The 26,178-nt window shown below is 47.8% G+C and carries 24 protein-coding genes; 10 read left to right on the forward strand and 14 right to left on the reverse strand.

What is annotated here, in order from left to right:
- Positions 1–62: 62 nt before the first annotated feature.
- A complete protein-coding gene (gene serB, locus FIU82_RS03585) occupies positions 63–1,082 on the forward strand; it encodes a phosphoserine phosphatase SerB (RefSeq protein WP_253946339.1) in 1,020 nt (339 codons plus the stop codon).
- Here the strand turns inward: serB and FIU82_RS03590 are convergent.
- Positions 1,079–3,547 (reverse strand): PilZ domain-containing protein, encoded by a 2,469-nt coding sequence (locus tag FIU82_RS03590; protein WP_152440365.1) that lies wholly within the window; start codon positions 3,545–3,547, stop codon positions 1,079–1,081. The two genes, serB and FIU82_RS03590, sit on opposite strands and share 4 nt — an antisense overlap.
- Positions 3,548–3,650: 103 nt before the next feature.
- Here FIU82_RS03590 and radA point away from each other — a divergent pair, with 103 nt between their 5' ends.
- The 3 genes from radA (at position 3,651) to yghU (ending at position 6,965) form a co-directional block, all read left to right on the forward strand.
- Positions 3,651–5,021 carry a DNA repair protein RadA gene (gene radA / locus FIU82_RS03595; protein WP_152441454.1) on the forward strand — a complete coding sequence of 457 codons (1,371 nt, stop codon included), beginning with the start codon at positions 3,651–3,653 and terminating at the stop codon, positions 5,019–5,021.
- 48 nt (positions 5,022–5,069) lie between these two features.
- Positions 5,070–5,987: a hypothetical protein gene (locus FIU82_RS03600; protein ID WP_152440366.1), complete on the forward strand. Its 918-nt coding sequence runs from the start codon at positions 5,070–5,072 to the stop codon at positions 5,985–5,987.
- Positions 5,988–6,122: 135 nt separating this feature from the next.
- Positions 6,123–6,965, forward strand: coding sequence for a glutathione-dependent disulfide-bond oxidoreductase (gene yghU, locus FIU82_RS03605; RefSeq protein WP_130148459.1), 843 nt, complete (start codon positions 6,123–6,125; stop codon positions 6,963–6,965).
- Between the two features lie 35 nt (positions 6,966–7,000).
- On the opposite strand, the gene FIU82_RS18780 is transcribed toward yghU, so the two are convergent.
- The 7 genes from FIU82_RS18780 to FIU82_RS03635 all read right to left on the reverse strand — a co-directional run bounded on the left by FIU82_RS18780 (position 7,001) and on the right by FIU82_RS03635 (position 12,912).
- Positions 7,001–7,126, reverse strand: a complete 126-nt coding sequence (locus FIU82_RS18780) for a hypothetical protein (RefSeq protein WP_022944597.1) — start codon at positions 7,124–7,126, stop codon at positions 7,001–7,003.
- Positions 7,127–7,204: 78 nt separating this feature from the next.
- Positions 7,205–8,434: a phosphoglycerate dehydrogenase gene (gene serA, locus FIU82_RS03610; protein ID WP_152440367.1), complete on the reverse strand. Its 1,230-nt coding sequence runs from the start codon at positions 8,432–8,434 to the stop codon at positions 7,205–7,207.
- Between the two features lie 13 nt (positions 8,435–8,447).
- Positions 8,448–9,101: a ribose-5-phosphate isomerase RpiA gene (rpiA, locus tag FIU82_RS03615; protein WP_022944595.1), complete on the reverse strand. Its 654-nt coding sequence runs from the start codon at positions 9,099–9,101 to the stop codon at positions 8,448–8,450.
- A 46-nt stretch (positions 9,102–9,147) separates the two neighbouring features.
- The gene (locus FIU82_RS03620) at positions 9,148–9,759 is read right to left on the reverse strand and encodes a 5-formyltetrahydrofolate cyclo-ligase (protein WP_152440368.1); all 612 of its coding nucleotides are present in this window, start codon (positions 9,757–9,759) and stop codon (positions 9,148–9,150) included.
- 3 nt (positions 9,760–9,762) lie between these two features.
- Positions 9,763–10,314, reverse strand: a complete 552-nt coding sequence (locus tag FIU82_RS03625; protein WP_152440369.1) for a hypothetical protein — start codon at positions 10,312–10,314, stop codon at positions 9,763–9,765.
- Between the two features lie 120 nt (positions 10,315–10,434).
- Positions 10,435–11,973, reverse strand: coding sequence for a S10 family peptidase (locus tag FIU82_RS03630; RefSeq protein ID WP_152440370.1), 1,539 nt, complete (start codon positions 11,971–11,973; stop codon positions 10,435–10,437).
- 60 nt (positions 11,974–12,033) lie between these two features.
- On the reverse strand, positions 12,034–12,912 hold the full coding sequence (locus FIU82_RS03635) for an SDR family oxidoreductase (RefSeq protein ID WP_171071601.1): 879 nt from the start codon (positions 12,910–12,912) through the stop codon (positions 12,034–12,036).
- 134 nt (positions 12,913–13,046) lie between these two features.
- Here FIU82_RS03635 and FIU82_RS03640 point away from each other — a divergent pair, with 134 nt between their 5' ends.
- The 4 genes from FIU82_RS03640 to mrcB all read left to right on the forward strand — a co-directional run bounded on the left by FIU82_RS03640 (position 13,047) and on the right by mrcB (position 18,547).
- Positions 13,047–14,288, forward strand: coding sequence for a response regulator (locus tag FIU82_RS03640; protein WP_138509900.1), 1,242 nt, complete (start codon positions 13,047–13,049; stop codon positions 14,286–14,288).
- A 181-nt stretch (positions 14,289–14,469) separates the two neighbouring features.
- A complete protein-coding gene (locus tag FIU82_RS03645; protein ID WP_022944590.1) occupies positions 14,470–14,808 on the forward strand; it encodes a P-II family nitrogen regulator in 339 nt (112 codons plus the stop codon).
- Positions 14,809–14,819: 11 nt separating this feature from the next.
- The gene (locus FIU82_RS03650) at positions 14,820–16,049 is read left to right on the forward strand and encodes an ammonium transporter (protein ID WP_152440371.1); all 1,230 of its coding nucleotides are present in this window, start codon (positions 14,820–14,822) and stop codon (positions 16,047–16,049) included.
- A 200-nt stretch (positions 16,050–16,249) separates the two neighbouring features.
- Positions 16,250–18,547 (forward strand): penicillin-binding protein 1B, encoded by a 2,298-nt coding sequence (mrcB, locus tag FIU82_RS03655; protein ID WP_152440372.1) that lies wholly within the window; start codon positions 16,250–16,252, stop codon positions 18,545–18,547.
- Between the two features lie 86 nt (positions 18,548–18,633).
- Here mrcB and hemL read toward each other — a convergent pair whose 3' ends face one another.
- The 4 genes from hemL to FIU82_RS03675 form a co-directional block, all read right to left on the reverse strand.
- On the reverse strand, positions 18,634–19,914 hold the full coding sequence (gene hemL, locus FIU82_RS03660) for a glutamate-1-semialdehyde 2,1-aminomutase (protein WP_152440373.1): 1,281 nt from the start codon (positions 19,912–19,914) through the stop codon (positions 18,634–18,636).
- Between the two features lie 142 nt (positions 19,915–20,056).
- A complete protein-coding gene (locus FIU82_RS03665) occupies positions 20,057–21,073 on the reverse strand; it encodes an aspartate carbamoyltransferase (RefSeq protein ID WP_053910567.1) in 1,017 nt (338 codons plus the stop codon).
- Positions 21,074–21,199: 126 nt separating this feature from the next.
- Complete coding sequence (locus FIU82_RS03670) at positions 21,200–21,634, reverse strand: CopD family protein (RefSeq protein ID WP_152440374.1); 435 nt, start codon at positions 21,632–21,634, stop codon at positions 21,200–21,202.
- A 12-nt stretch (positions 21,635–21,646) separates the two neighbouring features.
- Positions 21,647–23,329: a chloride channel protein gene (locus FIU82_RS03675; protein WP_045980496.1), complete on the reverse strand. Its 1,683-nt coding sequence runs from the start codon at positions 23,327–23,329 to the stop codon at positions 21,647–21,649.
- A 217-nt stretch (positions 23,330–23,546) separates the two neighbouring features.
- Here FIU82_RS03675 and erpA point away from each other — a divergent pair, with 217 nt between their 5' ends.
- Positions 23,547–23,885: an iron-sulfur cluster insertion protein ErpA gene (erpA, locus tag FIU82_RS03680; RefSeq protein ID WP_022944582.1), complete on the forward strand. Its 339-nt coding sequence runs from the start codon at positions 23,547–23,549 to the stop codon at positions 23,883–23,885.
- A gap of 61 nt (positions 23,886–23,946) precedes the next feature.
- On the opposite strand, the gene FIU82_RS18715 is transcribed toward erpA, so the two are convergent.
- Positions 23,947–24,129: a hypothetical protein gene (locus tag FIU82_RS18715; protein ID WP_081604397.1), complete on the reverse strand. Its 183-nt coding sequence runs from the start codon at positions 24,127–24,129 to the stop codon at positions 23,947–23,949.
- Between the two features lie 303 nt (positions 24,130–24,432).
- On the opposite strand from FIU82_RS18715, the gene FIU82_RS03690 reads away from it, so the two are divergent.
- Positions 24,433–24,675: a helix-turn-helix transcriptional regulator gene (locus FIU82_RS03690; protein WP_022944581.1), complete on the forward strand. Its 243-nt coding sequence runs from the start codon at positions 24,433–24,435 to the stop codon at positions 24,673–24,675.
- Positions 24,676–24,732: 57 nt separating this feature from the next.
- Here FIU82_RS03690 and FIU82_RS03695 read toward each other — a convergent pair whose 3' ends face one another.
- The gene (locus FIU82_RS03695) at positions 24,733–26,139 is read right to left on the reverse strand and encodes an MFS transporter (RefSeq protein ID WP_138588449.1); all 1,407 of its coding nucleotides are present in this window, start codon (positions 26,137–26,139) and stop codon (positions 24,733–24,735) included.
- Positions 26,140–26,178 lie beyond the last annotated feature (39 nt).

Here is a 26,178-nt window from a genome sequence, read left to right on the forward strand (position 1 = left end):
AAGGGTGATTAAATTAAGCATCCGTTGTCATCAGCTAACGTGTTCACCTTTTTGGAGTTTTAATGTCGCACCAAAGCATGCTCTTGTCTACTTTAGCACAGCAAGACGATTTGTCTTTACAGCAAACCCTAAGTTTAAATACTTGGTATTCTTTTGACGATTCGCCTTTAGTGGCAAGTCAGCAGAGCGAACAGCCACTGGCTTATGTCAGTGTGTTTGGTTTTCAACTGGGCATGCACGTTGCGCAACTGGCACAGCAGCTGCGTGACTGGCAATGTCAGGTGCAGGCGGTGGTCCGGTATCACGCCGATGACGATTTACCTCCAGGGTTTGCGTTCGTGATTGCTAACCCCCAGGCTGAGCTTAACTCTCAGCTCAAGCAATATGCAGCTGAAAACGCAGTGCAGTGCGCGCTGCTGAGCAACCCGCCACGTTTACATACACCTGGCTTATTAGTTATGGATATGGACTCGACGGCGATCACCATCGAATGTATTGATGAAATTGCGCGCTTAGCAGGGGTGTACGACGAGGTCGCTGCGGTCACCGCACAAGCGATGGGTGGGCAGTTGGAATTTAGTGACAGCCTGCGTCAGCGCGTCGCGAAACTAGCGGGCGTTGAGTTGTCTTTGCTTGCAGAGCTCAAAGAGCAGCTTCCATTGATGCCAGGGATCGACCACCTATGCGCAACGCTAAAACGCCATAATTGGCATTTGGCCATCGCCTCGGGAGGGTTTATTCCATTTGCTGAGCAAGTACAAAAACAACTCAAACTAGATCGTATTCATGCCAATCAATTAGCAGACGATGGCCACGTGCTAACCGGAGTGGTCAATGGAGATATTGTTGATGCGCAAGAAAAAGCACGCTTTTTATTGGCTTACCGCGATGAGTTGGGCGTGGGCGCAGAGCAAACGGTGGCCATCGGTGATGGTGCAAATGACCTGCTGATGATGCACGCAGCTGGGCTAGGTGTTGCTGTCCACGGTAAGCCTAAAGTGGTGGCGCAGGCTCCTACCGCCATCAATGCAGGCAGTTTGGCGCAGATACTGTATCTACTCAGTATTCCCGCGTACAACTAACCTAAACGCTGTAGCCACAGGTTGCGGCGTTTAAGCATTTTTTGGTAATCCTGAACTTCTATATCACAGAGCTTTGGCACCAACTCATCAATAGCGAGAGCATCGATTACGCCCTCAACACGCCATAGCGCTTGCTCTAACTCCTTGGCTTTATGCAACGCATAGTGACTGATGTATTTTAGCTCACTGATCAGGTATTTCGTGTCTGGGCGGCCGGTTTTCGATAAATGCAGGCGAAACGCAAACAACAAGCCCGATTTAAGCGCCTTGTTCACAAAGGGCAGCAATGAGCTGTAGTCCTCTTCGGTGCTAATACAGCGGCTGGTGACTGCACCACTGAGGTCGTCTTTTTTAAGGTTTAAGCGAATAAACAGGTCGAAAGTTTTGGGCTTATCTTGGCGGTTTCCATCGCGTAGGGTATCACTGAGCTGTTGGAACTCCTTGATACTCAGTAAGGGTTTTAAGTTTATTTGCGTAGAGAATTCACCAAACTGACGCCAAATATGGTGAATCGCGCTTTGATAACGTCCTTCACCTATTGCACCAAGCTCCAGGTGTGCTTCTTCTTTGGTAATATACAGCGGTGTTTGCGCTAGATTCTTGACCACAATATTGCGCAAGGCTTTGGATAACCCCGGCACTTTCGGCTCTTCTTCACACACTTGCAGTTTGTCTTTGTTGTTCTCTACTAATTGCGAGAAAAACTGTACGCCAACATGGGGTTGCTTACTCTTTTGGTAGGCTTTTAAGTTTAAGATAGTGCCGGTCTTACTGACAGCCATCACCTCGTAAGGTAGCTGAGTGAGCTCAAATTTTTTCGTTATTTCTTGCAGTTGCGGTAAGCGCAGATAAATAACATCGCCTTTTTTGGTCTCAGGCGCTGGCTGGCTCAGCTCTATTTGCATTCCTAGTACACTGAAATCACGAGATTGTGCTGACATCGGCGCTGCCAAACCACTTTCAACAATCACTTCTGTTTGGTACAGATACCGTTTGTGAGCCCGTAAGTTAGCATACTCCAAGGCAACGACTTCAAGCTCTGGCTCTGCCACTTTACGATGGCCAAATACTTTGAGCTGGTTGACTAAGCTTTTATCGAGGCGGTAGCGGCGCTTGTGTGCGGTTAAATTAGCAGAGCTCACCTCCGATAAGGTACACAGGTACTTAAGACCCTTTAAATAGCTTTGCACGCGAGCGCTCGGAGGCTTATTAAGTTTAGCAATCGCCTCGCCAGCACTGTCGGGGAGCGAGAGTGGAATATGGGAGTCTTCGCTTTGCACGGGAACCAATTGCAACTTAAATACCCGCCAAGACGGCTTCCTACTGGCATAGGAAAAAAATAACGAGCGTAACTTAGGGTAGGTGGCCAGTTCGATATCGGTGGCACTGTAAAAGAAGACCTTGCCATTTTGGGTGTGACTAAAGCTGTAAAGTAGGGTTGATTTGACTTGCCCCTTGCGTGCCAAAATACTGCTTATGCGCTGCGTATTAAGAATACTCGGCAGCACAGAGCGGCGCTCTTCATCACTGAAATAATAGTGAATGTAGGCATTATTCTCGGTGGTAAGCAGCAGTTTAGGGGTGAGCTTTTTATCGTTTACGCAAATGAAACTGAACAGCGAACTGACTCGTGGCAAGTAATACTGCTCATAACCTTTGGTTAAAACCGCATCGAGGGTGTTATCAAGGTTGACCTTGTAGCGGCGTTTATTACCGTTAATAAAGCGCGCCAGAAACTCATCGAATCCAGGGGTTGTCTCGCTACCGGTGCGCTTCATGCGGGCGTAATAAAAGTCGATGGTGCTCGCAGGATCTATGCCCACAATTTCATATTCTAAGCCGTTTTTGAGGCCCAGTTCGAAATCTTCCTCTAGACCGGTAAAGCGAACCTGCACTTTTTGCCCACGCTCAAGCATGGCATGACTAGGCAACTTGAGCTTACATCCCCCCAAAGAAATATCGCTGCTTTTACCCTCTATGGTTTTGTCATTCACCATAACACTGACTTTGATGGTGTAATTCATGCGCTCTTGCTGACGAAAATCATAGGAGGCAAAGTGGATGACACGGGCACTTTTTTCAGTATTTTCCGGCTGTGGTGTTGCACCTTGGCGTAATTGGCGCTGATTGTTCACCTCTTCCATCACCATTTCATAGACAGCCATGGTGTAGTCGCCGAAGCGAGCGACGCCTTTTTCAAAGGTTGCGATGGCTTGAGCATCCATAAAATGCTGCTGACTCTTGTATGAGTAGCTTTGCACTTCACCGGAAGCCGTGCCGCGTAAATCAATGGTGCGACTGCACGGCTGACGAAGACGATTAAACTCCATCTTTATAATAAATTGATCGCCCTTAGGTAGTTGTGCCGTTTTAGCGGCAAAATCGTGGCTAAAGCTCGCCTGCCCGAGGCTTTGCTTGAGTTCGTCAACTAAGGGTTGGTGTTTTAAAAGGGTGTCTTCAGCCATGCATTAAACCATTACCCAGTCGGCAAAAACCGTTATACTGGGTGTCAAATTATTGTTTATTCGTTATTTAAACGATTTATCCAGCAAAAATTATGCCCGTAATATGGTAAAAAAGAAAACAGCTTTTGTATGTAATGAGTGTGGTGCTGAGTTTGCGCGTTGGCAAGGCCAATGTAGCGAGTGCAAAGCATGGAATACAGTAACCGAATTTCGCGTGCCCTCGGTTAAATCGGCGCCACGCAATAGTGCTGCGAGCGGCTATGCCGGCATGGTTGAGGCCAAAATTCAAACTCTGGATGAGGTTAATCTTGAAAGCCTGCCGCGCTTCTCCACCGGGTTTGTTGAGTTTGACCGCGTGTTAGGGGGCGGTGTGGTGCCGGGGAGTGCCATTCTTATCGGTGGCGAGCCCGGAGCCGGTAAAAGTACTATTTTGCTGCAAACCATGTGTGGTCTCGCAGAAAATATGAAAACCCTGTATGTCACCGGGGAAGAGTCTCTGCAGCAAGTGGCTATGCGGGCAAAGCGTTTGGGGTTGCCCACCAATAAACTGCAAACCTTAGCCGAAACCAATGTCGAAACCATTTGCCAGTTGGCGCTAAGAGAAAAGCCCGGGATCATGGTTATTGATTCCATTCAAGTCATGCATATGGCCGATGTGCAATCGGCACCGGGTAGCGTTTCCCAAGTGAGAGAAAGTGCGGCGTACCTCACCCGTTTTGCTAAACAAAATCAAATAGCCATGATCATGGTGGGCCATGTGACCAAAGACGGCTCCTTAGCCGGCCCCAAGGTATTAGAACACTGCATTGATTGTTCTATTTTACTTGAAGGTAGCAGTGATAGCCGTTTTCGTACTTTGCGTGGTCACAAAAACCGCTTTGGCGCAGTAAACGAGCTTGGGGTGTTCGCCATGACTGGGCAAGGGTTGCGCGAGGTAAAAAACCCCTCGGCTATTTTCCTGAACCGCTCACAAGAGCAAACACCGGGCTCGTTAGTTATGGTGGTATGGGAAGGTACCAGACCGCTGCTGGTGGAAGTGCAGGCGCTAGTCGATTATTCGCAGCTTGCAAACCCTCGTCGCGTCACGGTGGGTTTGGAGCAAAATCGCCTCGCGATGTTATTGGCGGTGCTACACCGCCATGGCGGTTTACAAGTAGCCGATCAGGATGTGTTTGTTAACGTCGTCGGTGGTGTCAAGGTCACGGAAACCAGCGCTGATTTGGCTTTGATTGTGGCTTTGGTGTCCAGTTTTAAGAATTATAGCTTGGCCCGTGAGCTGGTGGTATTTGGTGAAGTTGGCCTGGGTGGGGAGATTCGTCCAGTGCCCAGTGGTCAAGAACGACTGCGTGAAGCCGCGAAACATGGCTTTAAACGTGCTATTGTACCCATTGACAATAAACCGAAAGAGGCAATCGAGGGCATGGAAGTCACAGCAGTCGCAAGCTTAAGCGATGCACTCGAAGCGTTATTTTAAAGTAATGTCCAAACTAGGAGGGAGCTGGACACTCCCAAGGAAGTCAACATGAAAAAACTACTCATTGTCGGTGCCGTGGGTGCCATCGCCATTGGCGGTTATAGCTATGCCAATTATTATGTGTCGAAAGAAGCGCGCAAGGGCATTGATCAGCAGCTAATGCAAATTCAAACGCAAACAGGCCTTGATATCCGCTACGACGAGATTTCTGCCAATGTATTGGACAATGCGTTGGCGTTGGCCGACATTTCTGTCAATGACCACCTCGGCGAGCAAATTGCTCAGATTGAGCGTGTTGAAATGACCGGCTATGAGCCGAATAAGGTTTCTGAATATGCTCGTGTCGAAATCAAAGACTTAACTTTCTCAGGCGCCGCAGTGCAAGGCATGGATGAGCTTAAAGGCGAGAATATCAATGTCTTGAGTGAGTTCACTTATGATGAAAAAAGTGGTGATGCGGATATTTTTACCAAGCTCAATGCAGGTAAATTGGCCGATGTTGAGTTTAGCTTTGCCATGACCAATTCACAGGCGTTAATGGCAGTGTCGCAGCAACTTAATGAGATGCAACAGCAATCACAACAAGAGCAGGGGAACTTACAGCAACAGCTGGCGCTGCAAAGCCAGATGATGAGTGCTGTGACCGAGTTGGTGCCAAAGAAAGTGAGCTTTAAATTAGCCAACAACGGTAAGCTCAAGGCGCTTCTTGAGCGCCTAATTGGCGAGCAAGGCATGACCTATGAGCAATTCCAACAAAATGCCCAGCAACAATTGAGCATGTCACCGGCGCCGGTGGTATTGCGAGAAGCGGCACTGAATTTTATCGAGGGCACGGAGCAGTTTGAAGTCTCTATGCAGGTTCCCGAAAATACCTCGGTGGCAGAGATTAATCAGCAAATGATGACACTAATGGGTAAGCCGGAAGAGTTGGCTAACTACTTTAGCTTGCATGCTGTAGGTAAATAATGATGACCCATAGCGCGCACGGATGTGGGCGGTAAAATTCAAAAAGGCACCTGAAGGTGCCTTTTTTGCTCTTGTAATTATATTATCCACCCTCAGGTCTATACTCAAAACGTTTTTACATCATCAGGAGCGACAATGAGTAAATCGACCTACACTCCACCAAAAGTTTGGCAGTTCGATAGCGAAAGTGGCGGCAAATGGGCAAGCCTAAATAAACCCACAGCAGGGGCCACGTTCGAGCAGCATCTGCCAAGCGGGCAGCATCCCTTTCAGCTGTACTCTATGGCCACTCCTAATGGCCAAAAGGCCACGATTATGTTTGAAGAGTTGCTGGAGCAGGGAATTAAAGACGCCGAATACGATGCTTTTTTAATCGATATTAGCGAAGGCGACCAGTTTGGTTCTGACTTTGTTGCCATTAACCCGAACTCAAAAATCCCGGCGTTACTAGACACCTCAAGCACCCCTGCCACACCGGTTTTTGAATCGGGAGCAATACTGCTTTATTTAGCACAGAAATTTGCCACGCTTATCCCTTCAGAGCCTTATGCAAAGGCGCAGTGTATGAATTGGCTATTTTGGCAGATGGGCAGCGCGCCTTATCTAGGTGGCGGTTTTGGTCACTTTTATGCTTATGCGCCAGAGCCGATGGAATATCCCATCAATCGCTTTACCATGGAAACTAAGCGCCAGTTGGATGTGTTAGATAAGCACTTGGCGCAAAACGAGTATATGGCCGGTGAGCAATACTCTATTGCCGATATTGCTATTTGGCCTTGGTATGGAGCCTTGGTGTTAGGACGGTTATACGATGCCGCTGAGTTTCTCAGTGTACACGAGTATAAGCATGTGTTGGCGTGGGCCAAGAGAATTGACGCTCGGCCTGCAGTAAAGCGGGGCCAACGAGTTAATCGCGTATGGGGTGAGCCGAGCGAGCAACTCAAAGAGCGCCATGCCAGTAGCGACTTTGATACCTAAACCAACAGCCGCTTGGATTGGCGAGAATCTGGGTATTACGCTAGAAGCTCGCCTACTTTAATACCCAAGGCAAAAATACCTACCGCCACTAAAAAGGCAATGAGGGTGATATGGCCGCGACGTTCTTTCGCTTTGTCTTTGTTATTATTGTTAGAGTCCATAAGGTGATCCCTATTGGTTATTGTTGATCAAAAAAGCACAGCCGAAGCTGTGCTTTTTAGTCTACCTATACAAACCATTTAGTGCAAAATTCGCGCACGTATGGTGCCGTCCACGGCGCTGAGTTCTTTCAATGCCACTTCGGAGTGGTCGCTATCCACATCAATAACGACATAACCTATGTTGTCATCGGTTTGCAGGTACTGCGCGGCTATATTAATGCCATGCTGTGCAAACGCTTGGTTAATTTGTGTCAACACACCAGGGCGGTTTTGGTGAATGTGCAACAGGCGACTGCGATTCGCCAGTTCTGGCAGGGCTACTTCAGGGAAATTGACGGCTGTCATTGTTGAGCCGTTGTCGGAATATTTAGCGAGCTTACCGGCCACTTCCACACCAATACTTTCTTGCGCCTCTTGCGTGGAGCCGCCAACATGGGGGGTTAAAATAACGTTGTCAAATTGGCGCAGTGGCGAGACAAATTCTTCATCGTTTGATTTCGGTTCAACAGGGAACACATCAATGGCCGCGCCGGATAGGCTGCGTTCTTCAAGTGCCTCGGCAAGGGCATCAATATCGACAACGGTGCCGCGTGAGGCGTTAATCAAGATACTGCCTTTTTTCATGACCGCCAACTCAGCAGTGCCGATGAGGTTCTTTGTTTGCGGGGTTTCCGGCACGTGTAAACTGACTACATCCGACTGCTGCAGTAATTTAGTGAGATTTTCTACTTGCTGGGCATTACCTAAGGATAACTTATCTTCGATATCGTAATAACGCACTTGCATGCCAATGTTCTCAGCCATAATGCCCAACTGAGTACCGATGTGGCCATAGCCTATGATACCCAATGTTTTGCCTCGAGCCTCGAAAGAACCTTCTGCTGATTTCAACCACTGGCCTCGGTGAGCCATGGCATTGCGTTTAGGAATACCGCGCAGTAACAATAAAATCTCACCCAGCACCAATTCCGCGACCGAGCGAGTATTGGAAAATGGCGCGTTGAAGACCGCTATCCCCCGGCGCTTCGCGGCGTCGAGGTCAACTTGGTTAGTACCAATACAGAAGCAACCGACAGCGACCAGCTTTTGCGCTGCATCTAAGACCTGTTCTGTGAGTTGTGTACGTGAGCGCAAGCCAACGAAGTGCACGTCGCTAATGCGCTCTATAAGTTCACTTTCAGGTAGCGAGGTTTTAACGTAATCGATATTGCTGTAACCGTTGCGTTTTAGCGTTTCCACCGCACTTTGGTGTACGCCCTCTAGCAAGAGAATTTTAATTTTGTCTTTTGCTAACGATACCTTACTCATGTTCCTCATTCCTCTAACGTGTAGTAGGCCCCTGCGCAGTACCAACGACAACAGCATCGGCACCACGATGGGCAAATAGGCCGTTGGTTACAACACCGACGACTTGGTTTAATGTCTGCTCAAGCGACTTGGCATCAACAATATGTAAATTATGCACGTCCAAAATGACATTGCCGTTATCGGTGGTGACACCTTGGCGATAAACTGGGTCGCCCCCGAGTTTAACAATTTCACGGGCGACATAGCTGCGCGCCATCGGGATCACTTCCACTGGCAGTGGGAACTCACCCAAGGTATCGACGATTTTGCTCTCATCAACGATACACACAAAGCGCTTGGCCACAGCCGCGACAATCTTCTCACGAGTCAATGCCGCACCGCCGCCTTTGATCATTTCATTGTTGGCGTTGATCTCATCGGCGCCATCAACATAAATATCGAGGCTACTGACATCATTGAGCTCAAATACCTCTATTCCCAACGCTTTTAACCGTTGTGTTGAGGCTTCAGAGCTGGAAACGGCGCCACGAATCGTGTCTTTTATCGACGCCAGTGCATCAATAAAGTGATTCACAGTAGAACCGGTGCCAACACCAACAATCGTGTCGCTTTTTACATAGTCTAGCGCTGCCCAAGCAGCCGCTTTTTTCATTTCATCTTGAGTCATGGTGTGCTCATTAAAGAGTTAATAGCAAAGGGTTTCGGTTAGTGTATCACTGTGCACCGGGGCGATAAATTGTCTTCGGTGTCACAATATAATCAAGTGGCACATCCCAACTCGCGACCGGTAGTTGCGCCACCTCTTGGCATTGATGGGCAATGCCTATGAGCAGAGGGCGCTGACTTCGATCGGCGGGGATTTGTGCTAATGTGCGGTCATAATATCCGCCACCCATACCCAACCGATTGCCTTGACTATCAAATGCAACCAGTGGCGTGAGAATATAATCTAACTGCGCAACCGGGCACACATGACTGCAATTCAACTTGGGTTCCAAGATACCATAGCGGTTTGTGCTCATGGGTGAATTTTCTTCATACCTCTGAAAGAGTAAATGAGTCCTTGAAAAGGGGTGGATGATGGGCAGGTTTGGCACTGCTTGATTAGCCCATAAGTCTTCAAATATGGGAGATAGGCTGGGTTCTCCATCGTTCGCCAAGTACCCGCCTACTTGGGTCCCTTTAGTAATCTTTGCTACTTGAAAAAAATTAATAATGAGGTCATCGGCGGCACGTTTTTGTTCAGAAGTGGATAAGCTTTTTCTCATTTCCCGCATCTTCTTGCGGATGTCAATACGTTGCTGATTAAACTGATTCGCACTCATAGCTTAAAAAGTCAGTAATTCGGGGTAGATGAAAGCCAACGCGAGCACACCAAGCAGAAGCACAATCAGCGCGATTAAGGTAAATAAAGGCCAACGTTTGCGACTTGGCTGAGGCGCCAGCTCGAGCTCCTCGTCGAGGCTGAGATCAACGGCAAAATCATCATTCACTTCATTGCTAGAATTTTGCTGCAGCTGATCATTGAGGCGGTTATCCATATCATCAAGGCGTTCCTCAAGGCGAATAAGGCTACTGGTAATATAATCAAGGGCCGCCAAAATTTGCTCGTCTCTAGCCGCGGCCGGTGCCGTATTCGCGGTCTCATTGGCCGTACTTTGCATGCTTTGCAGTCGTGTACGAATGCCTAGCGAAGCCAACACCTTAGCTTGTTTTAATGCTTTGGCTTTATCACTGGGAGCAAAAATACTACGCCCAGTAAAAAACGCTTGCGCCTGCTTGGGTGACAGTTTGAGTTTCTGCTGCAACGCATGTGCGACTTCGGTTTGCTCAAGGCCCTCATCGAGGCTGGCGAATACTAACCTATATTGTTCACTCATAGATATCCTGCTGTGCTGATACAGCTACAACGATTGTGTAGTTGTGAGTATAAATCCTTTTTTTTAAAAAGAAAAAGCCCACCATTGGGTGGGCTTTAATAGATACAGTAAGTACCCGGCTTAGTATTTAGCCGCTGCTCCTTGTTCTGGCAGAGCGTTCAAAATAAACTCGCGCAAATCATTGTTTGAGCTTTCTAAATCAGCTCGGCGTAAATACATCATATGGCCACTGCGGTAACCTTTAAAGCTCAAGCGCTCTTTCATTTTACCGCTTGGGTCTAACTGCCACATCGTGTACTTGGCATCAAAATAGTTGGTCGCACCATCGTAGTAGCCTGATTGGATTAGCACATTGAGGTAGGGGTTTTGTGCCATCGCCAAGCGTAGGTTTTCACCAGTGTTGTTATTGCTACGATCCCAAGGGTGCACCGAGCCAAACATGTTGTATTTCACATCGGTTTTGTAATTTAGCTCTTCACTAAGGTAGTAGTTGATAGCGGGTGTGAACGAGTGCAACCAAGAAGTCAGTTCCGCCCAGTAATCTGGACGCTCGCCAGTATCACGCTTATCAATACCCAAATAACGCGAGTCCAAACGTCCTACTGTTTGCCCGCGCTCACGCAATAGCTCTTTCCAAAAAGACATGGTGGGCACATCGAGGTTGTTGCGCTCAATATAGGTTTCAGAGACGCCTGCATAGCGGGCCATTTGTGCAACGATGCGACGTTTTTCATCGTCAGAGATAAAGCCCCCTTTGGCCAATGCTGGGATCAGCTCATTGACAGTGAAAGTTTCTACTTCGCTTAAAAACGGCTCGAGGTCCATGTTTTGGTACTGCTCATCTAGCGCCTTATGATACCACGCTGTGGCAGCGAAGTAAGGCAGGCGATTAGCGGCTTCCACCGGGCCTTCACGTTTGATACCGATCTCAGTGGGCGACACCAGCACCACACCGTTGAGGTACATCCATTGGCTGTTTTGTAATTCTAACGCCAAACCGGACACCCGGGTCGTGCCATAGCTTTCACCAATTAGGAATTTGGGCGAGCGCCAGCGATTATGACGGTGTACAAAGGTATTGAGCCACTCAGCTAAATATTGAATATCGGCGTTAACGCCAAAGAACATGTCCTTTTGCTTGTCGCGGCTAGGCATTTTGCCATCAGCGTCCGGCAGTACGCGAGAGTACCCGGTATTGACTGGGTTCACATAGACAATATCCGCTACATCTAGCACCGAGTAGGGGTTTTCTTTAACACCGTAGGGTTGGACTGGGTAACCCTCGTCATCAATTTTTAATACCTTGGGACCGGTATAAGCTAGGTGCATCCAAACCGATGCCGAGCCAGGCCCACCATTGAATGAAATAAGCAGCGGACGCTGGGTGTCATCATCAACACCATCACGCTTATAGTAGGTGTAGTGCAGTGTGGCCACAGCATGGCCTTGGTCGTCCCACACCGGCTGTGTGCCCGTCTCGGCGGTGTACGATAAGCGATCGCCATTGATGCGCGCTTTGTGCTCGGTAATAACTTTACTATCGATATCAATTTGGCGGCTGTGCTGCGAGGCGTCGTGCTGATCGACCTCGGCAATAGCCAGTGGCGAAAGTGCCACTGCAAGAGTTAGGCTCAATGCCTTTAATTGTGTTGCGAACATGATTCACCCTTAGTTCCTGTAGTTTTCTCCATTAAAGGAGTTCAAAGTGACAAGTACAAGTTAATGCGACAAGTGGGGAGCAATCACTGTGGCAATACGGGCACTAAAATCACTATCAATGGTCAGCCCCATCGGCGCCAGTCGAGTATCACGCAATTGACAATCTTTGGGCCGTGGTGCAGCGTTGCTATCCACACTGGCAGCACTGAGACTGTTGGGGTCAATATGTAATAGCGGTGCCATGGCTTGGGCCATTGCCAGCTTAGTGAGCTTTTCGCTGGCACTGATATGGAATATACCGCTTAGGTCGTTGTTCATCATGTGCAGCGTATTACTGAGCACATCAGCAATATCGTTAACATCCGTTGGCAAGCGCTGCGCCTCATCATCAAACTGCCGTTGTCCGGCTTTTAGTTGTGCCGCAATGGTGGTCACAGCCGATTCTTTTAAGTGAGAAACTTCACCGTAAAGTACCGGGATACGAACGATGGCTGCGTCGGGGTAGTTTGCTTGTAATAGTGTTTCACTGCGCGCTTTGGATTCACCATAGAGGTTCAGTGGGTTGACGGCAGCGCCTTCTTCATAGGGCGGGTGCTGGCCATCAAATACGTAATCAGTACTAATAAAGATGAGTCGACATTGGTACTCGGTGCATAACTGGGCGATATGTTCGGTAACCTCGCAGTTCAGTTGTATGCTACGTTGCGGGTCGGTATCAAATTGGTCTGGGTTGCGCTCAGCGGCTGCATGAATAAACACCTCGGGGCGATGCTTTGAAAAAAGCGCGGACAATGCCTCGGCATCGGTCAGGTCGACTTTAACAAGTGGTGGCTGAGCACGGGAAAAACCTAATCCAATCACTTGGTGATGTGGCGCAAGACGCTGATAAAGCGCACGGCCGAGTAACCCGGTTGCGCCGGATAGCATGATAGTAGACATAATAAAAACGAAGGTCATCTATTGGTGGAACTCACCCTAGCGGCACAAGTTTATAAAGTCAAAGATGTCCTTTAATGTCAAAGTGTGGTTAAATTTGGTCCGCTTAATGAAAGATATTCACCTTGGAGTTGGCGATGGCCCGAGTATTGATTGTTGAAGATAGTAAAGTTGTGCAGCAAGTATTGCGCCATTTGCTAACGCAAAAATTTGCCCGTGAATTTATTAAGCACGTTGATTTTGCTTGGGATTATGAGCAAGCCCAAGAGCTACTTGAGCAGCACACATATGATTTGGCATTGGTTGACATGACCTTGCCAGACTGTGCCAGTGGCGATGCTGCACGCCTTACGATTGAACATAATGTCGCTTCAGTCATTCTAACCTCGAGTATGGACGAGTCTCAGCGTCAACAGATGCTGGAGCTCGGCGTGGTTGATTATGTTATTAAAGATAACCGTGACTCCTACCTTTATGCCGTGCGTCTATTAACGCAGCTACTGCGTAATAAAGGTCTACCAGTGCTGGTGGCTGATGATTCGCAATTAAGCCGACAAGTACTTAAGCAGTTACTACAGCGTCAGCTTTATCATGTTATTGAGGCTGAAGACGGTGAACAAGCGCTGGCGATATTGCGTGAAGACACCAGTATCAAGCTGCTGCTATGTGATTATGCTATGCCGAAAATGGACGGCTTCGAATTAGTACGAGCGGTACGTAACCACCGAGGCCGTGATGATCTGGCCATTATTGGTATTTCCGGGGCGGGCAACAATGGTTTATCGGCTAAGTTTATCAAATACGGCGCCAATGACTTTTTGACCAAGCCGTTCATGAATGAAGAATTTCATTGTCGCGTGCTGCAAACGGTAGAGCAGCTGCATTTAATCGAACAAATTAAAGCCACGGCAGAGCGTGATTACCTCACCGGCATGTTTAATCGTCGCTATTTACAAGAGCATGGTCGGCGCTTATTTGCAAAAGATAAACACGCTGTCACGGTGGCGCTTATCGACGCCGATAACTTCAAACAGATCAACGACCAGTATGGTCACCAAGCCGGAGACAGCGCGCTTCGACAGCTTGCCCAGCGACTACAGCAGCACCTTGATGAGCACATTGTTGCGCGTTTTGGTGGCGAAGAGTTCGCCGTGTTGGCACATTGCCACGACAGTGCGCAATTGCAGCAGCAGCTGGAAAATGTAAACGACTCGCTGCGCGATGAGCCAATTGAACTAGCCGATAGCACGCATACACTGAGTGTTAGCATTGGCTTAGCAGCGATGAATCATCATGACTTCGATGCCTGCTTAAGTGCTGCTGATAAAGCCCTTTATCGCGCCAAGGCGCAAGGTAAATGTCAGCTGGTGTGTGAATAACATCATCGCTGTGATGAGTTAACGCACAACTTTGGTCAGAGCGACTGATAAGCGCACCACAATGGTGCGTTTTTTTATGCCTAGATAAGTTAATACACTGTTAAATAAAGGGAATTTAAACTGGCATAAAGGTTGGATTGGTCCTTAGACAATAATAATGAATATTGCCTAAGGGGGCCGTATGAAAATGATCAGCGCCATCATCAAGCCATTCAAACTTGATGAAGTACGCGAAGCCTTGGCTGAGCTGGGTATAGAGGGGATGACTGTGGTTGATGTTAAAGGCTTTGGCCGGCAACGCGGACACACCGAACTCTATCGCGGCGCCGAATACCAGGTGGACTTTATTCCCAAAATTAAAATCGAAATCGCAACCTTAAGCGACAACGTCGACAGAGTGGTTGAACTCATTACCCAGGTGGCCTCCACTGGCAAAATTGGCGACGGTAAGATTTTCGTTTATGACCTTGACCAAATTGTGCGCATCCGTACGGGTGAGCTCGACGAAGAAGCGATTTAAGGGGAGCCATCATGGAAAATACGGTTGTAGAATTACAGTTTTCACTCAATACCTTTTACTTTTTAATCTCCGGGGTGCTGGTGATGTGGATGGCAGCAGGCTTTGCTATGCTCGAAGCAGGGCTCGTGCGCTCTAAAAACACCACCGAGATTTTAACGAAAAACATCGCTTTGTATGCTATCGCTTGCACCATGTACTTGCTGATTGGGTATAACATCATGTACGTGGATAACGCTGAGGGCGGCTTTATACCTAGCTTTGGAGCCTTGATAGGTACCCAAGCCAGTGATGCCGATCATGCGCTAGAGTCTGACTTTTTCTTCCAAGTTGTCTTTGTTGCCACCGCCATGTCGATTGTCTCTGGCGCTGTCGCAGAGCGTATGAAGCTGTGGGCGTTCTTAATCTTCTGTGTTGCTCTCACTGGGGTGCTATACCCACTTGAAGGCTACTGGACATGGGGTGGAGGCTTTTTATCGGAAATGGGCTTTATTGATTTTGCCGGCTCAGGCATTGTGCACGGCGCGGGTGCATCAGCAGCGTTGGCCGGTGTGTTACTGCTCGGTGCGCGCCGAGGTAAATACGGTAAAAACGGTGAAATTTACCCCATTCCTGGTTCTAACTTGCCACTGGCAACACTGGGCACCTTTATTTTGTGGATGGGCTGGTTTGGTTTCAATGGCGGCTCCCAGTTATTTATTAGCGATGCTGAGAATGCCACCGCAGTGGGTAAAATCATGCTCAACACCAATGCTGCCGCAGCAGCCGGTGCCGTGGCTTCCTTACTTGTGTGTAAAACTTATTGGGGTAAAGCCGATTTAACGATGGTATTAAATGGTGCTCTTGCTGGGCTAGTGGTGATCACCGCCGAGCCGGCGTCACCTTCACCCTTGTTGGCTATTTTGCTTGGCGCGATAGGGGGCATTGCCGTTGTCTTCAGCATTGTCGCTTTGGATAAGGCGCGTATTGATGACCCGGTGGGTGCTATCTCGGTGCATGGGGTGTGCGGTGCTATTGGCTTAATGTTAGTGCCCTTGTCTAATGCTGACGCCAGCTATGTTACACAGTTAATTGGTTTATTGTGTATCTTTGGCTTTATGTTCGTAGCGTCATTTATTGTTTGGGCGATTTTGAAGAAAACCATCGGCATCCGTGTCGGCGAGGAAGAAGAGCTCAACGGTATGGACCAGCACGATTGCGGTATTGATGCTTATCCAGAGTTCGTGTCTGTACGTTCCAGTTAAGCTCACCCGTTCCCATAGAACGCCAGCCTCAGAGCTGGCGTTTTTTATGCTTATTTGCTGCTGCATAAGTCAGTCACAGTTAAGTTTTACCACGCTAGAGTTCACTCGCACCCTGCTTGGCATGCTCGTGGGCGGTTAATTTCAATCACGAGTGTGCTAAGCTTCCCAACAATTTCACCCTAGCTAGCATTTGCACATACATGGCGTCGAAAAAATCTCCCAGCAAAAAGAAGTCTAATTCCAAAAAAGCAGCCTCTAAGCAGTCATCATCAACCTTTAAGCGGGTTATGAAGCGGTTATTTTCCATTGCCTGGAAGCTGGCTTTAGTCACATTCATTAGTGTGGCTTTGTACATGATTTATCTTGATGCCAAGGTAACCAGGCAGTTTGAGGGTAATAAGTGGCAGTTACCTGCGCAGGTGTACGCGCGGGCAATGAACTTTTATCCTGGGCAATACCTATCTCTTGAGGAGGTAGAGTGGGAGCTGCAACGCCTAAACTACACGCAAGTGACTAAGCTTGCTCATACAGGGCAATACGAACAAAGTCGAACTCGATTACGCATTTATCGTCGTGCTTTTGAGTTTGCCGATGGTGCAGAGCAAGCACATATTATTGAGCTGCGTTTCAAAGGTGACCGCTTAGCCAGCGTACAAAATAATATTGGCCAGCGCTTAGAGCGTGCGCGACTGGAGCCGGTGCAAATTGCTCGTATCGGCAATGACAAAACCCAAGACCGAGAATTTTTGCCCCTAGATAAGTTCCCACCATTATTAAAAGAGACCTTGTTGGTGGTGGAGGATCAGGACTTTTATCAGCATCACGGTGTCTCGCTTTGGTCAATTATGCGCGCTTTGTATGCCAATATTCGAGCTGGGCGCACGGTACAAGGCGGCAGTACGTTAACACAGCAGCTTGCGAAGAACTTTTACTTATCGCGAGAGCGCACTTTAGTTCGCAAGATCAACGAGGCGTTAATCGCGCTGATCTTGGATTATCGCTATTCCAAAGATGCCATACTCGAGGCCTACCTTAATGAGGTTTACCTAGGTCAGTCATACACTAAAGGCGTGCATGGTATGGGGCTGGCATCGGAGTTTTACTTTTCCAAGCCCGTTGATGAGCTGGAGTTTGACCAAATTGCGCTACTGGTCGCCTTAGTGAAGGGGCCGTCGTATTATAACCCGCGACGTTATGAAGAGCGCGCCATGGAGCGACGCGACCTTGTACTGCGGTTAATGGCCGAAAATGGTTTGCTAACAACCAACGAATATCGTCGGGCCCTAAAACGGCCTCTGGATATCGTCGCGATGCGCCGTGATATCAATAAAACCTACCCAGGCTATTTAGAGCTGGTTAATCGTGAGCTCAAAGAGTTACTTCCCAATAAAGCCACATTGGATGCTGGAGTGCGGGTATTTACATACCTTGATTTACAAAAGCAAGAAGCGATGGAAGCGTCAATTGAAAAGTCGCTCCCCTATTTAGAACGGCGCCCGAAAACACAGCAGTTGGAAGCGGCGATGCTGTCAGTTAATCGTGAAGTAGGGGGCGTATCTGCCTTGGTTGCTGGACGCGATGTCCGTTATTCCGGTTTTAACCGGGTACTGGATACTAAGCGCAATATCGGCTCTTTGGTGAAACCTGCGGTGTATTTAACAGCCTTGCAGTTACCGCAATATAACTTAGGGACTTTGTTGGATGACAGACCACTGGAGGTGACTGACGAGCAGGGTGAGGTTTGGCAACCTGACAACTTCGATCATCAACACCGAGGGATGTTGCCTTTATACCGTGCCTTTAGCCAAAGTATTAATATTCCAGCGGTCAATTTGGGGCTAGACGTGGGTGTCGACAAGGTTGCCAATACTTTACAGGGGTTGGGTGTGCAGTCGCGTATCAATCAATATCCATCGCTGCTGTTGGGGGCATTGGAGTTGTCGAGCTTTGAAGTGGCGCAAATGTACACCACATTGGCGAATGATGGCGCTTATGGCCAGCTAAGTAGTATTTCGGCATTGACTGATAACAGTGGCCGGGTGCTGTATCGCCATCAGTTTTCCCCGCAGCAACGTTTTGCTAAAGATGCGATGTACATGACCAAATATGGTATGAAACGGGTGACTAAAGATGGCACGGGTAAGCGTTTAAATAAACACTTCCCAACGATTCAATTGGCTGGCAAAACAGGCACCAGTAACAACTTACGTGATAGCTGGTACGCTGGGTTTGACCAAAGTACCGTCACTGTTGCTTGGGTGGGCCGAGATGACAACCAAAGTACCGGATTAACCGGTTCGGTGGGGGCATTGGAACTCTATATTCGTTATCTGCGTCAGCTCAACCCTCAATCTATCGCTGATACTCGTCCTGAAGGTATTCGTTGGGCTTTCGTTAACGAGGCCACCGGTGAGCAAGCGCCTCCTGGTTGTGGCAAGGTTATCCAGCTCCCAGTGCGCGAGCGCGAGTTTAATCCACGCCCTCCGTGTCGGCAGTAACAGCCGTTAATCGATATGCATTAAAAAGCCGCCTCAAGGGCGGCTTTTTGTCAGCTAATGAGCCATGGGTTTATGGCTTCACCGCCTTATAGCTTTGCAAATGCACGCTCAGCGGCGGCAATCGTTGCTGCTATTTGCTCATCGCCATGAGCGGCGCATACAAACCCAGCCTCAAACGCTGATGGAGCGAGGTACACCCCCTCTTCTAGCATTAGGTGGAAAAAGCGCTTAAAACGCTCAAGGTCACATTCGGTAGCTTGCTGGTAGCTGCTTACCTGCTCGGCGTCGGTAAAGAAAAAGCCAAACATACCGCCTGCATAGTTAGTTGTTAGGGCGATCCCTGCTTTGTCAGCGGCCGCTTGGAAACCGCTACACAGCGCTTTACTCTTCGCTTCCAGCTGCTCATGTAAACCTGGCTCGCTGAGCAGCTGCAAGGCTTTTAAGCCAGCTGCCATGGCGATAGGGTTCCCAGAGAGAGTACCGGCTTGATAAACAGGCCCAACTGGCGCGATATAGTCCATGATTGCTTGTTTACCGCCAAAAGCGCCCACCGGCATGCCGCCGCCGATCACTTTACCTAAACAGGTCAGGTCAGGGGTAATGTTGTAATAAGCTTGAGCACCGCCTAGTGCAACGCGAAAGCCGGTCATTACTTCATCGAAGATCAGTACGCTGCCGTGTTCATCGCAAATTTCACGCAGGCCCTCTAAAAAGCCAGGTTGCGGTGGAATGCAATTCATATTGCCAGCCACCGGCTCGATAATAATACAGGCGATGTCTTGTGGATACTCGGCAAAAATAGCCTTCACTTCGTCAAGGTTATTGAACGACACAGTGAGGGTGTGTTTGGCAAAATCTCCTGGGATCCCTGGCGAGTTTGGCACACCCATGGTTAATGCCCCAGAGCCTGCTTTAACCAGCAGAGAGTCGGCGTGGCCGTGATAGCAGCCTTCAAATTTTAGAATCTTATCGCGACCGGTGTAACCACGCGCCAAGCGAATCGCGCTCATGGTGGCTTCTGTACCAGAGTTAACCATGCGCACCGAATCAATGGAAGGCACTAATTCTTTTACCTTCTCAGCCATATCAATTTCGGCTTCGGTAGGTGCGCCATAGCTCAAGCCGCGCTCTACCGCTTGATGTACTGCTTGTTTAATTTCAGGGTGGTTGTGGCCTAAAATCATTGGTCCCCAAGAGCCCACATAATCGATGTATTTTTTGCCATCGGCATCATAGGTGTATGCACCTTCGGCATGAGTGATAAACAATGGCGTACCACCTACACCATTGAAAGCACGTACGGGAGAGTTAACGCCACCGGGAATAGAGGCTTGGGCGCGGGAATATAAGTCTTGGCTTTTGCTCATAATGCTTCCTATAAATTCGGGTCAGTTGACCTTTTAAGTGTGTAGCAGCTCACTTGGCATGTTTACGAATCTGAGCCTGTGTAAGTTTAACAGCGTATCCAGACGGGGCAGGGCCCCTTAGCGATATGCATACACGTCGGTTTTAGTCTTCACGTTTACGGCTGAACCACGGTACTGTGGTTTCATACTTTTCTACTTGGTTTTCGACCCCAAGGGTTAATGCAAATAACGCCATACGAATTAACACACCATTTTGAACTTGGCGGAAAATCGCTAAATTATCATTGGCATTTAAATCATTATCTAATTCATTGGCATCGCTGCGACTATCACGTGGCAACGGGTGCATCAGCACTGAACTGGGCTTGCAATGGGCGTTGTAGATGGACTGGGAAATACGAAAACCACCACGGTATTTATTGGCTTCTTCTTGGCTTGGAAAGCGCTCTTCTTGAATGCGAGTTTGGTAGACGATATCAGCGGCCAGATTACCTTCCATTTTATCGGCGAGGACAATGTGGTGGCCGGCATCGCTGACACTGTCTAGAATGGTTTGTGGCATTTGCAAGCCATCCGGGGCAACCATGGTAAAGCGCACGTCTTTATAATGACATAGCAACTTGGATAACGAATGCACGGTACGGCCATATTTTAGGTCGCCGACCAGAGCGATATGCATGCCATCAATTTTTTGGCCAAAGCGGTTTAACTCGCGGTCGATGGTTAACAAGTCGAGTAGTGCTTGAGTGGGATGCTCGTTGGGGCCATCACCGCCATTAAGTACAGGGACACTACAGCCGGTGGCAAACTCGGCCACGGAGCCGGCATCGGGGTGGCGCATAGCGACAGCATCGGCATAAGCAGAAATGACGCGTGCGGTATCGTAGAGGGATTCCCCTTTGGCCAAAGCGGAGCTTTGCATGCCTGTTGTCTCGCGCACTAATCCGCCTAGCAAGTTAAAGGCGGTGCCAAAGCTGACCCGTGTACGGGTGCTAGGCTCAAAAAATAGATTCGCAAGAATCGCCCCTTCGAGCACTTTTGTGCGTTTTTGTTTTTTGGCATAAGGTTCCATCCGTTTAGCCACTGCAAATATATGCTCGATACTTTCTCTATCAAGTTGATTTACAGACAGAATGTTTTCACCTAAGAAGCGTAGCATGGAGGTCTTCCCAAACATTAAAGTGAGACAGTATGAGGGTACGTTGGGGTTAACACCGCCATCGAGTGTAAGCCGCAAGTACGCCACCGCGTTTGGAGGCGCACTATAGCAGATTTTTTCTAATTTTTAGAGTGCCGGCTTTAATACTGCCAAAAAGATGATTACCAGCAGTACTAACACGGGAAGTTCATTGAAAATACGATAAAACCGGTCACTACGGGTATTTCTATCGTGTTTAAAATCACTTAATAGCTTAAAACAGTAGCCATGATAGGCGTACAAAATAAGCACTAAAGTGAGTTTGTAGTGCAGCCACATGCTAGCGCGAAACCACTCGCGGCCATACTCGACGATCATCAGTACCCCAAACACCGCAGTTAAAATCGCAAACGGGGTAACGAACAGGAGTAACCGGCGCTCCATAACTTTTAGCATAGAGCTGCATGATTTCTCTTCGTTGAGCGCGTGATAAACAAACAAGCGTGGTAAATAAAAAATACCAGCGAACCAGGCAACCATGAAAAATAGGTGTAGAGCTTTATATACCAAAATCAGTGACATTGTACTTCCCAGTTAGAGTAAGGCATTACGAATAGTGAGAATGTGGCGGATTTGATCCCAGCGCATAATTCCCAGAATTTCTTTATGATCGTGCATATCATACACATACACGGCGCCGCTACGCTTGTCTTTGAGCACATCGAAGGCATCTGATAGGGTGGCCTGTGAGCTCACCCCTTCGAGCGTAACGTAGCGGATATTGATATTTTCCTCAGACATTAAATTAAGATCATATTCCGCGAGTCGGTAGCCATTTTCTTCATCATAAACAATCAGCGGCGTTTGTCCGTCGAGATTATCCAAAGACTCTTTGATTTGCTCTTTGTCCTCGGCGTATAGCAGCTTAAAGTCCTCATTCATCTCTGCCATGATACCGACTTTTTGCAGTGCCTCCGTGGCTGGAGATACTTGGTAGGTTAGCCCCTGAAAGTCGAGTTGCTGTAGGAAAATAGAGCGGTTGCCAAACACTTGTAAGGCGGTGACGTAAGCGGTCACAATCACTAACATTGCTGGAACAATAATTTGCGGACTGGAAGTGAGCTCCATCACCGCTGTCAGCGACGCCAGTGGCGCATGCAGAGTCGCGGCAAGTAATCCGGCCATGCCCAATACGCCATAAGTGCCAGCAACGTCGGTGCCCGGGGCAACAAGGTGGGCGAAAAATGACATTAAGGTGCCCATAATAACTCCCAAACCAATAACCGGGCCAATCAGGCCGCCAGGTATACCTAAACCGATGGCAAACAATGTCGCCAGTAGTTTAGCGATTAATATGGTCAGCAGCAGTTGTACATTATCCGGTGAATGAGTAGCGATAGTAATGGCGCTCATTCCCGAGCCCATTGCTTGCGGCACTAGGTAACCGATACCACCGGCAATAATGCCAGCAATAATCAATCGTGGCAGCATTGATAAGGGTTTAAAGGTGCGAATAATGAGCATCAGGTTTTTGTTAAAGGCATAGGCGATGGCGCCTAAGGTCATGCCGCAAATGACTAAGTAGGGATAATGCCAAAAGCTCAGTGGAGTAACGCTGATGAGCGCTAACTCTATGTCATCACCAAAAACAAACTGAGTGGCTAAAGCCCCGGTAACGGCGGCGAGCATAATAGGAACAAAGATATGCACTTTGTATTCACGTAGCACCACTTCCATAACGAAAATTACCGCTGCCAAAGGGGTGTTAAAGGAGGCTGCAATCCCTGCGGCTACGCCACAACCGCTGAGTGTCCGCATGGCGTTATAGGGCAGATGGAGCTGGTTTGCAAGCATGCTTGCGCCTGTTGCGCCCATATGAACGGAGGGGCCTTCACGACCTACCGAGAAACCACTAATCAATGCTAGAGCACCGCCAAAAAACTGGTTTACTGTGTTATAAAAAGGCATTTGTCCGTAGTGCATTTTCATACGGTGAATAACGAAGGGAATACCAAGGCGATAGTGCTTAAAGCCAGTAAGGTAGGCAAACAGTGCGATAATACAGGCTGCGCCAACAGGCAGTAAAAACCGTTCTAATGCCGATAAGGTGGTAAAGTCATCAAAATTCTCTAGAAAGATGTTTTGTACTAACACAATAGTCAAACGAAATAGAATAATTAATCCCGCTGCAATCAAACCTGCGGCAATACCGAGAAGGCAAAGCTGGATTGAGGTTTTAGGGCGAGCAAGGCGTCGTCTTAGCGCCTCTAGTTGCATACCTATTCCTTTGTTCTTAATGACTATGAAGTGCGCTTAAGTCTACCAAAGGTTTATATATAAATCCTTGTTTAACGTCACACTTTGTCAGAGCAATGGTTGCAGGCTGCACTGGTGTCGCACTTAAGTCATGTTATGATGCTTTCGCGCGGCAATACTTGATTAACTTAGTCGGGTATTAGATAATTCGCAGTAAATGAGCAGTGAGAGAAATAGTATGTCCGAGCAATTACCAATTAAATTCAGTGATGCCGCTGCTGCGCGTGTAAAGCAGCTTATTGAAGAGGAAGAGAATCCTTCATTGATGCTGCGCGTTTATGTCACTGGTGGCGGCTGTTCAGGCTTTCAGTATGGCTTCACGTTTGCGGAGCAGGCCAATCCAGGCGACATGCAGATAGAAAAAAATGGTGTCACCTTAGTGGTCGACCCAATGAGTATTCAATACCTAGTTGACGGTGAAGTCGATTATACCGAAGGGCTTGAAGGGTCACGCTTTTTTGTGAATAACCCGAATGCCACTACAACCTGTGGCTGTGGCGCTAGCTTTAGCGTGTAAGCATTAGGTTGAATCAGAAATTGAAAAAATGCCGCATTCGCGGCTTTTTTTTGGTTGAACGTTATTCTAGTGGTGTATTGGTAACAAATAGCATCAAGGTGAAGAAACCTAAAACTAAGGTGGAGAAAGCAACAATATACACAAACCCTTTACGACCTTGTTTTAGCGGTATTCGGTTGTAATGGAGAAAAAGCCACCACAACAAACACAAAAGAATTGGCAAGATAAAGAGCAATCTGAGCATTTTTTCCCCTAAATTCCCTGTTTTCCTTCATATTAGCTTATAAGTACCTAACGCTAAAGGTAAAAATAAACTATCGATTTTATGAGTGAAATTAATTAATATCTTGTTAAACTCAGGTGCGTGATCTATTGCGAAAATTGCAGTGAAAATTCTCGCGCCGGAATTAGGTAAATTTTTGTATATAAACTATACCTAAAATAGGACATGTGGTTTAATACCGCGTGAATGAGACGGGCAAATTTCATTCAATCCTATTTATCAACCTTGATATGTATAGCAATTCATCTAGTAGGAGATGTAATTATGATGGGTAAAACTGTTTCTTCCGAAGAAAACGGAAGACTAACAAAGTGGCTAAAAGATAAACGCCATGAAAAAGGCCACACTATGCGCAGCTTGGCTCAAGTTTTGGGCACGCCGCACTCTTTTATCGGTAAAATAGAAAACCAAGAACGTCGTTTAGATGTTATTGAGTTCATGCGTTATTGCGACGCCCTTGAAGTTGACCCTTATGAAGGTCTGTCACTACTTCAAGAACAAGCGTAATACCGATAAACCAGAGCCCAGGAAGGGCTCTAGGTTCTTCTTCCTATACCCTACCAATTATTCTTTAACCTTCGCTGAACGTGCATGATACTGTTGTTCAAGCTGGTATAACCGTTTTCTGATTAGATATAAAAATAGTAGTGATGGCAGCACCATAAGTGCAGTCAGTATAAAGAACGTGGACCAGTCGCCGTGAAGCCAATCATCAACCACCACACCACTGTATCCAGAGAGCAAAGTGCGCCCCAGGTTGCCCAATGAAGCCAGCAGCGCGTAGTGCGTAGCGCTGAAAGCGCGATCGCACAGCATGGAAATAAACGCAACCATAGCAACCAGTGACCAAGCTTGAGTAAAACCGTCTAAAATGATGGCCAACGCATATAAATGCAGCTTAGGACCAGCAACGGCTATCCAAGAAAACATTAAATTCGATGCGGCCATTGCCACGCCACTGATAAATAGCCCTTTTACAATACCAAAGCGGGCATTGAATAAACTCCCTAGGAACGCGAAAATAATCGTTAGTACTGCCGTACCTAGTTTCGAAAAGGTGGCGATATCGGAATTGCTAAAGCCCACTTCTTTGTAGAAAACGATGGACATTCGCGCTAAAAATGCCTCTCCAATTTTGAATAAGAAAATAAACGCTAGCAGAGCAATAGCGGTTTTCACGCCATTTTTAGCAAAAAAGCTGCGTAGCGGCTCGATGATGGTGACTCCTAACCAAGCCAAGGTTTTTTTCAATACTAACGGAAGAGCGTTAGAATGTTGTTGTAACTTTTGCTGATACTGATGTTCCAACTGTTCATGAATATGCTCACGGTTTGACAGTGGTTCGTTAGCAACAAACACATAGGCAATGAGAGCGGCAACTATTAGCGCCAATGCGAGGTAGACATCTGGCCATTCAATGCCGGGGATATCAGCGGCGAAAAAAGGCATGGCACCGAGTAGAGCATAACCTGTCCACCAACCACAGGTTGCCATTGCCGCCGCCGCCGACATCTTTTCACTTTCATTTTCATCCAAAATATCAATACGATAAGCATCAATTGCAATATCTTGAGTGGCAGAAGCAGTGGCAATTACCAGGGCAAGCAGCGCCACTAGATACAGCTGTGCGCCTATATCAACAAAAGCCATAGCCAGCGTGCCCAGCAATATCACGCACTGACAGCAAAGCAACCAGCTTCGGCGTTGCCCAAGCCAGGCAGTCACATAAGGAATTTTGACCCGATCAACCAAAGGTGACCACAGGAAGTTAATAGAGTAGGCACCAAATACCATGCCAAATAAGCCAATCATACTGCGGCTTAAGCCCTCATCTTTAAGCCACGCACTCATCACCGAGCCGATCAACACCCAAGGAAAGCCGCTACTGATGCCAAAAATAAAAATAGTGAGTAAGCGGCGATCACGAAAGTAATTGATAAACGTCTGAAGTGATACGGGGTTATGGCTCATGATGACGGCTTACTTGAGATTTTGGGAGGATAAGGGCGG

The sequence above is a fragment of the Pseudoalteromonas sp. THAF3 genome (assembly GCF_009363775.1).
GTDB lineage: Bacteria > Pseudomonadota > Gammaproteobacteria > Enterobacterales > Alteromonadaceae > Pseudoalteromonas > Pseudoalteromonas ruthenica.

Excerpts from the sequence above, each read along its gene's own strand:
- serB (WP_253946339.1), top strand. The coding sequence starts at position 63 with ATGTCGCACCAAAGCATGCTCTTGTCTACTTTAGCACAGCAAGACGAT.
- FIU82_RS03590 (WP_152440365.1), bottom strand. The coding sequence starts at position 3,547 with ATGGCTGAAGACACCCTTTTAAAACACCAACCCTTAGTTGACGAACTC.
- radA (WP_152441454.1), top strand. The coding sequence starts at position 3,651 with ATGGTAAAAAAGAAAACAGCTTTTGTATGTAATGAGTGTGGTGCTGAG.
- FIU82_RS03600 (WP_152440366.1), top strand. The coding sequence starts at position 5,070 with ATGAAAAAACTACTCATTGTCGGTGCCGTGGGTGCCATCGCCATTGGC.
- yghU (WP_130148459.1), top strand. The coding sequence starts at position 6,123 with ATGAGTAAATCGACCTACACTCCACCAAAAGTTTGGCAGTTCGATAGC.
- FIU82_RS18780 (WP_022944597.1), bottom strand. The coding sequence starts at position 7,126 with ATGGACTCTAACAATAATAACAAAGACAAAGCGAAAGAACGTCGCGGC.
- serA (WP_152440367.1), bottom strand. The coding sequence starts at position 8,434 with ATGAGTAAGGTATCGTTAGCAAAAGACAAAATTAAAATTCTCTTGCTA.
- rpiA (WP_022944595.1), bottom strand. The coding sequence starts at position 9,101 with ATGACTCAAGATGAAATGAAAAAAGCGGCTGCTTGGGCAGCGCTAGAC.
- FIU82_RS03620 (WP_152440368.1), bottom strand. The coding sequence starts at position 9,759 with ATGAGTGCGAATCAGTTTAATCAGCAACGTATTGACATCCGCAAGAAG.
- FIU82_RS03625 (WP_152440369.1), bottom strand. The coding sequence starts at position 10,314 with ATGAGTGAACAATATAGGTTAGTATTCGCCAGCCTCGATGAGGGCCTT.
- FIU82_RS03630 (WP_152440370.1), bottom strand. The coding sequence starts at position 11,973 with ATGTTCGCAACACAATTAAAGGCATTGAGCCTAACTCTTGCAGTGGCA.
- FIU82_RS03635 (WP_171071601.1), bottom strand. The coding sequence starts at position 12,912 with ATGTCTACTATCATGCTATCCGGCGCAACCGGGTTACTCGGCCGTGCG.
- FIU82_RS03640 (WP_138509900.1), top strand. The coding sequence starts at position 13,047 with ATGGCCCGAGTATTGATTGTTGAAGATAGTAAAGTTGTGCAGCAAGTA.
- FIU82_RS03645 (WP_022944590.1), top strand. The coding sequence starts at position 14,470 with ATGAAAATGATCAGCGCCATCATCAAGCCATTCAAACTTGATGAAGTA.
- FIU82_RS03650 (WP_152440371.1), top strand. The coding sequence starts at position 14,820 with ATGGAAAATACGGTTGTAGAATTACAGTTTTCACTCAATACCTTTTAC.
- mrcB (WP_152440372.1), top strand. The coding sequence starts at position 16,250 with ATGGCGTCGAAAAAATCTCCCAGCAAAAAGAAGTCTAATTCCAAAAAA.
- hemL (WP_152440373.1), bottom strand. The coding sequence starts at position 19,914 with ATGAGCAAAAGCCAAGACTTATATTCCCGCGCCCAAGCCTCTATTCCC.
- FIU82_RS03665 (WP_053910567.1), bottom strand. The coding sequence starts at position 21,073 with ATGCTACGCTTCTTAGGTGAAAACATTCTGTCTGTAAATCAACTTGAT.
- FIU82_RS03670 (WP_152440374.1), bottom strand. The coding sequence starts at position 21,634 with ATGTCACTGATTTTGGTATATAAAGCTCTACACCTATTTTTCATGGTT.
- FIU82_RS03675 (WP_045980496.1), bottom strand. The coding sequence starts at position 23,329 with ATGCAACTAGAGGCGCTAAGACGACGCCTTGCTCGCCCTAAAACCTCA.
- erpA (WP_022944582.1), top strand. The coding sequence starts at position 23,547 with ATGTCCGAGCAATTACCAATTAAATTCAGTGATGCCGCTGCTGCGCGT.
- FIU82_RS18715 (WP_081604397.1), bottom strand. The coding sequence starts at position 24,129 with ATGCTCAGATTGCTCTTTATCTTGCCAATTCTTTTGTGTTTGTTGTGG.
- FIU82_RS03690 (WP_022944581.1), top strand. The coding sequence starts at position 24,433 with ATGATGGGTAAAACTGTTTCTTCCGAAGAAAACGGAAGACTAACAAAG.
- FIU82_RS03695 (WP_138588449.1), bottom strand. The coding sequence starts at position 26,139 with ATGAGCCATAACCCCGTATCACTTCAGACGTTTATCAATTACTTTCGT.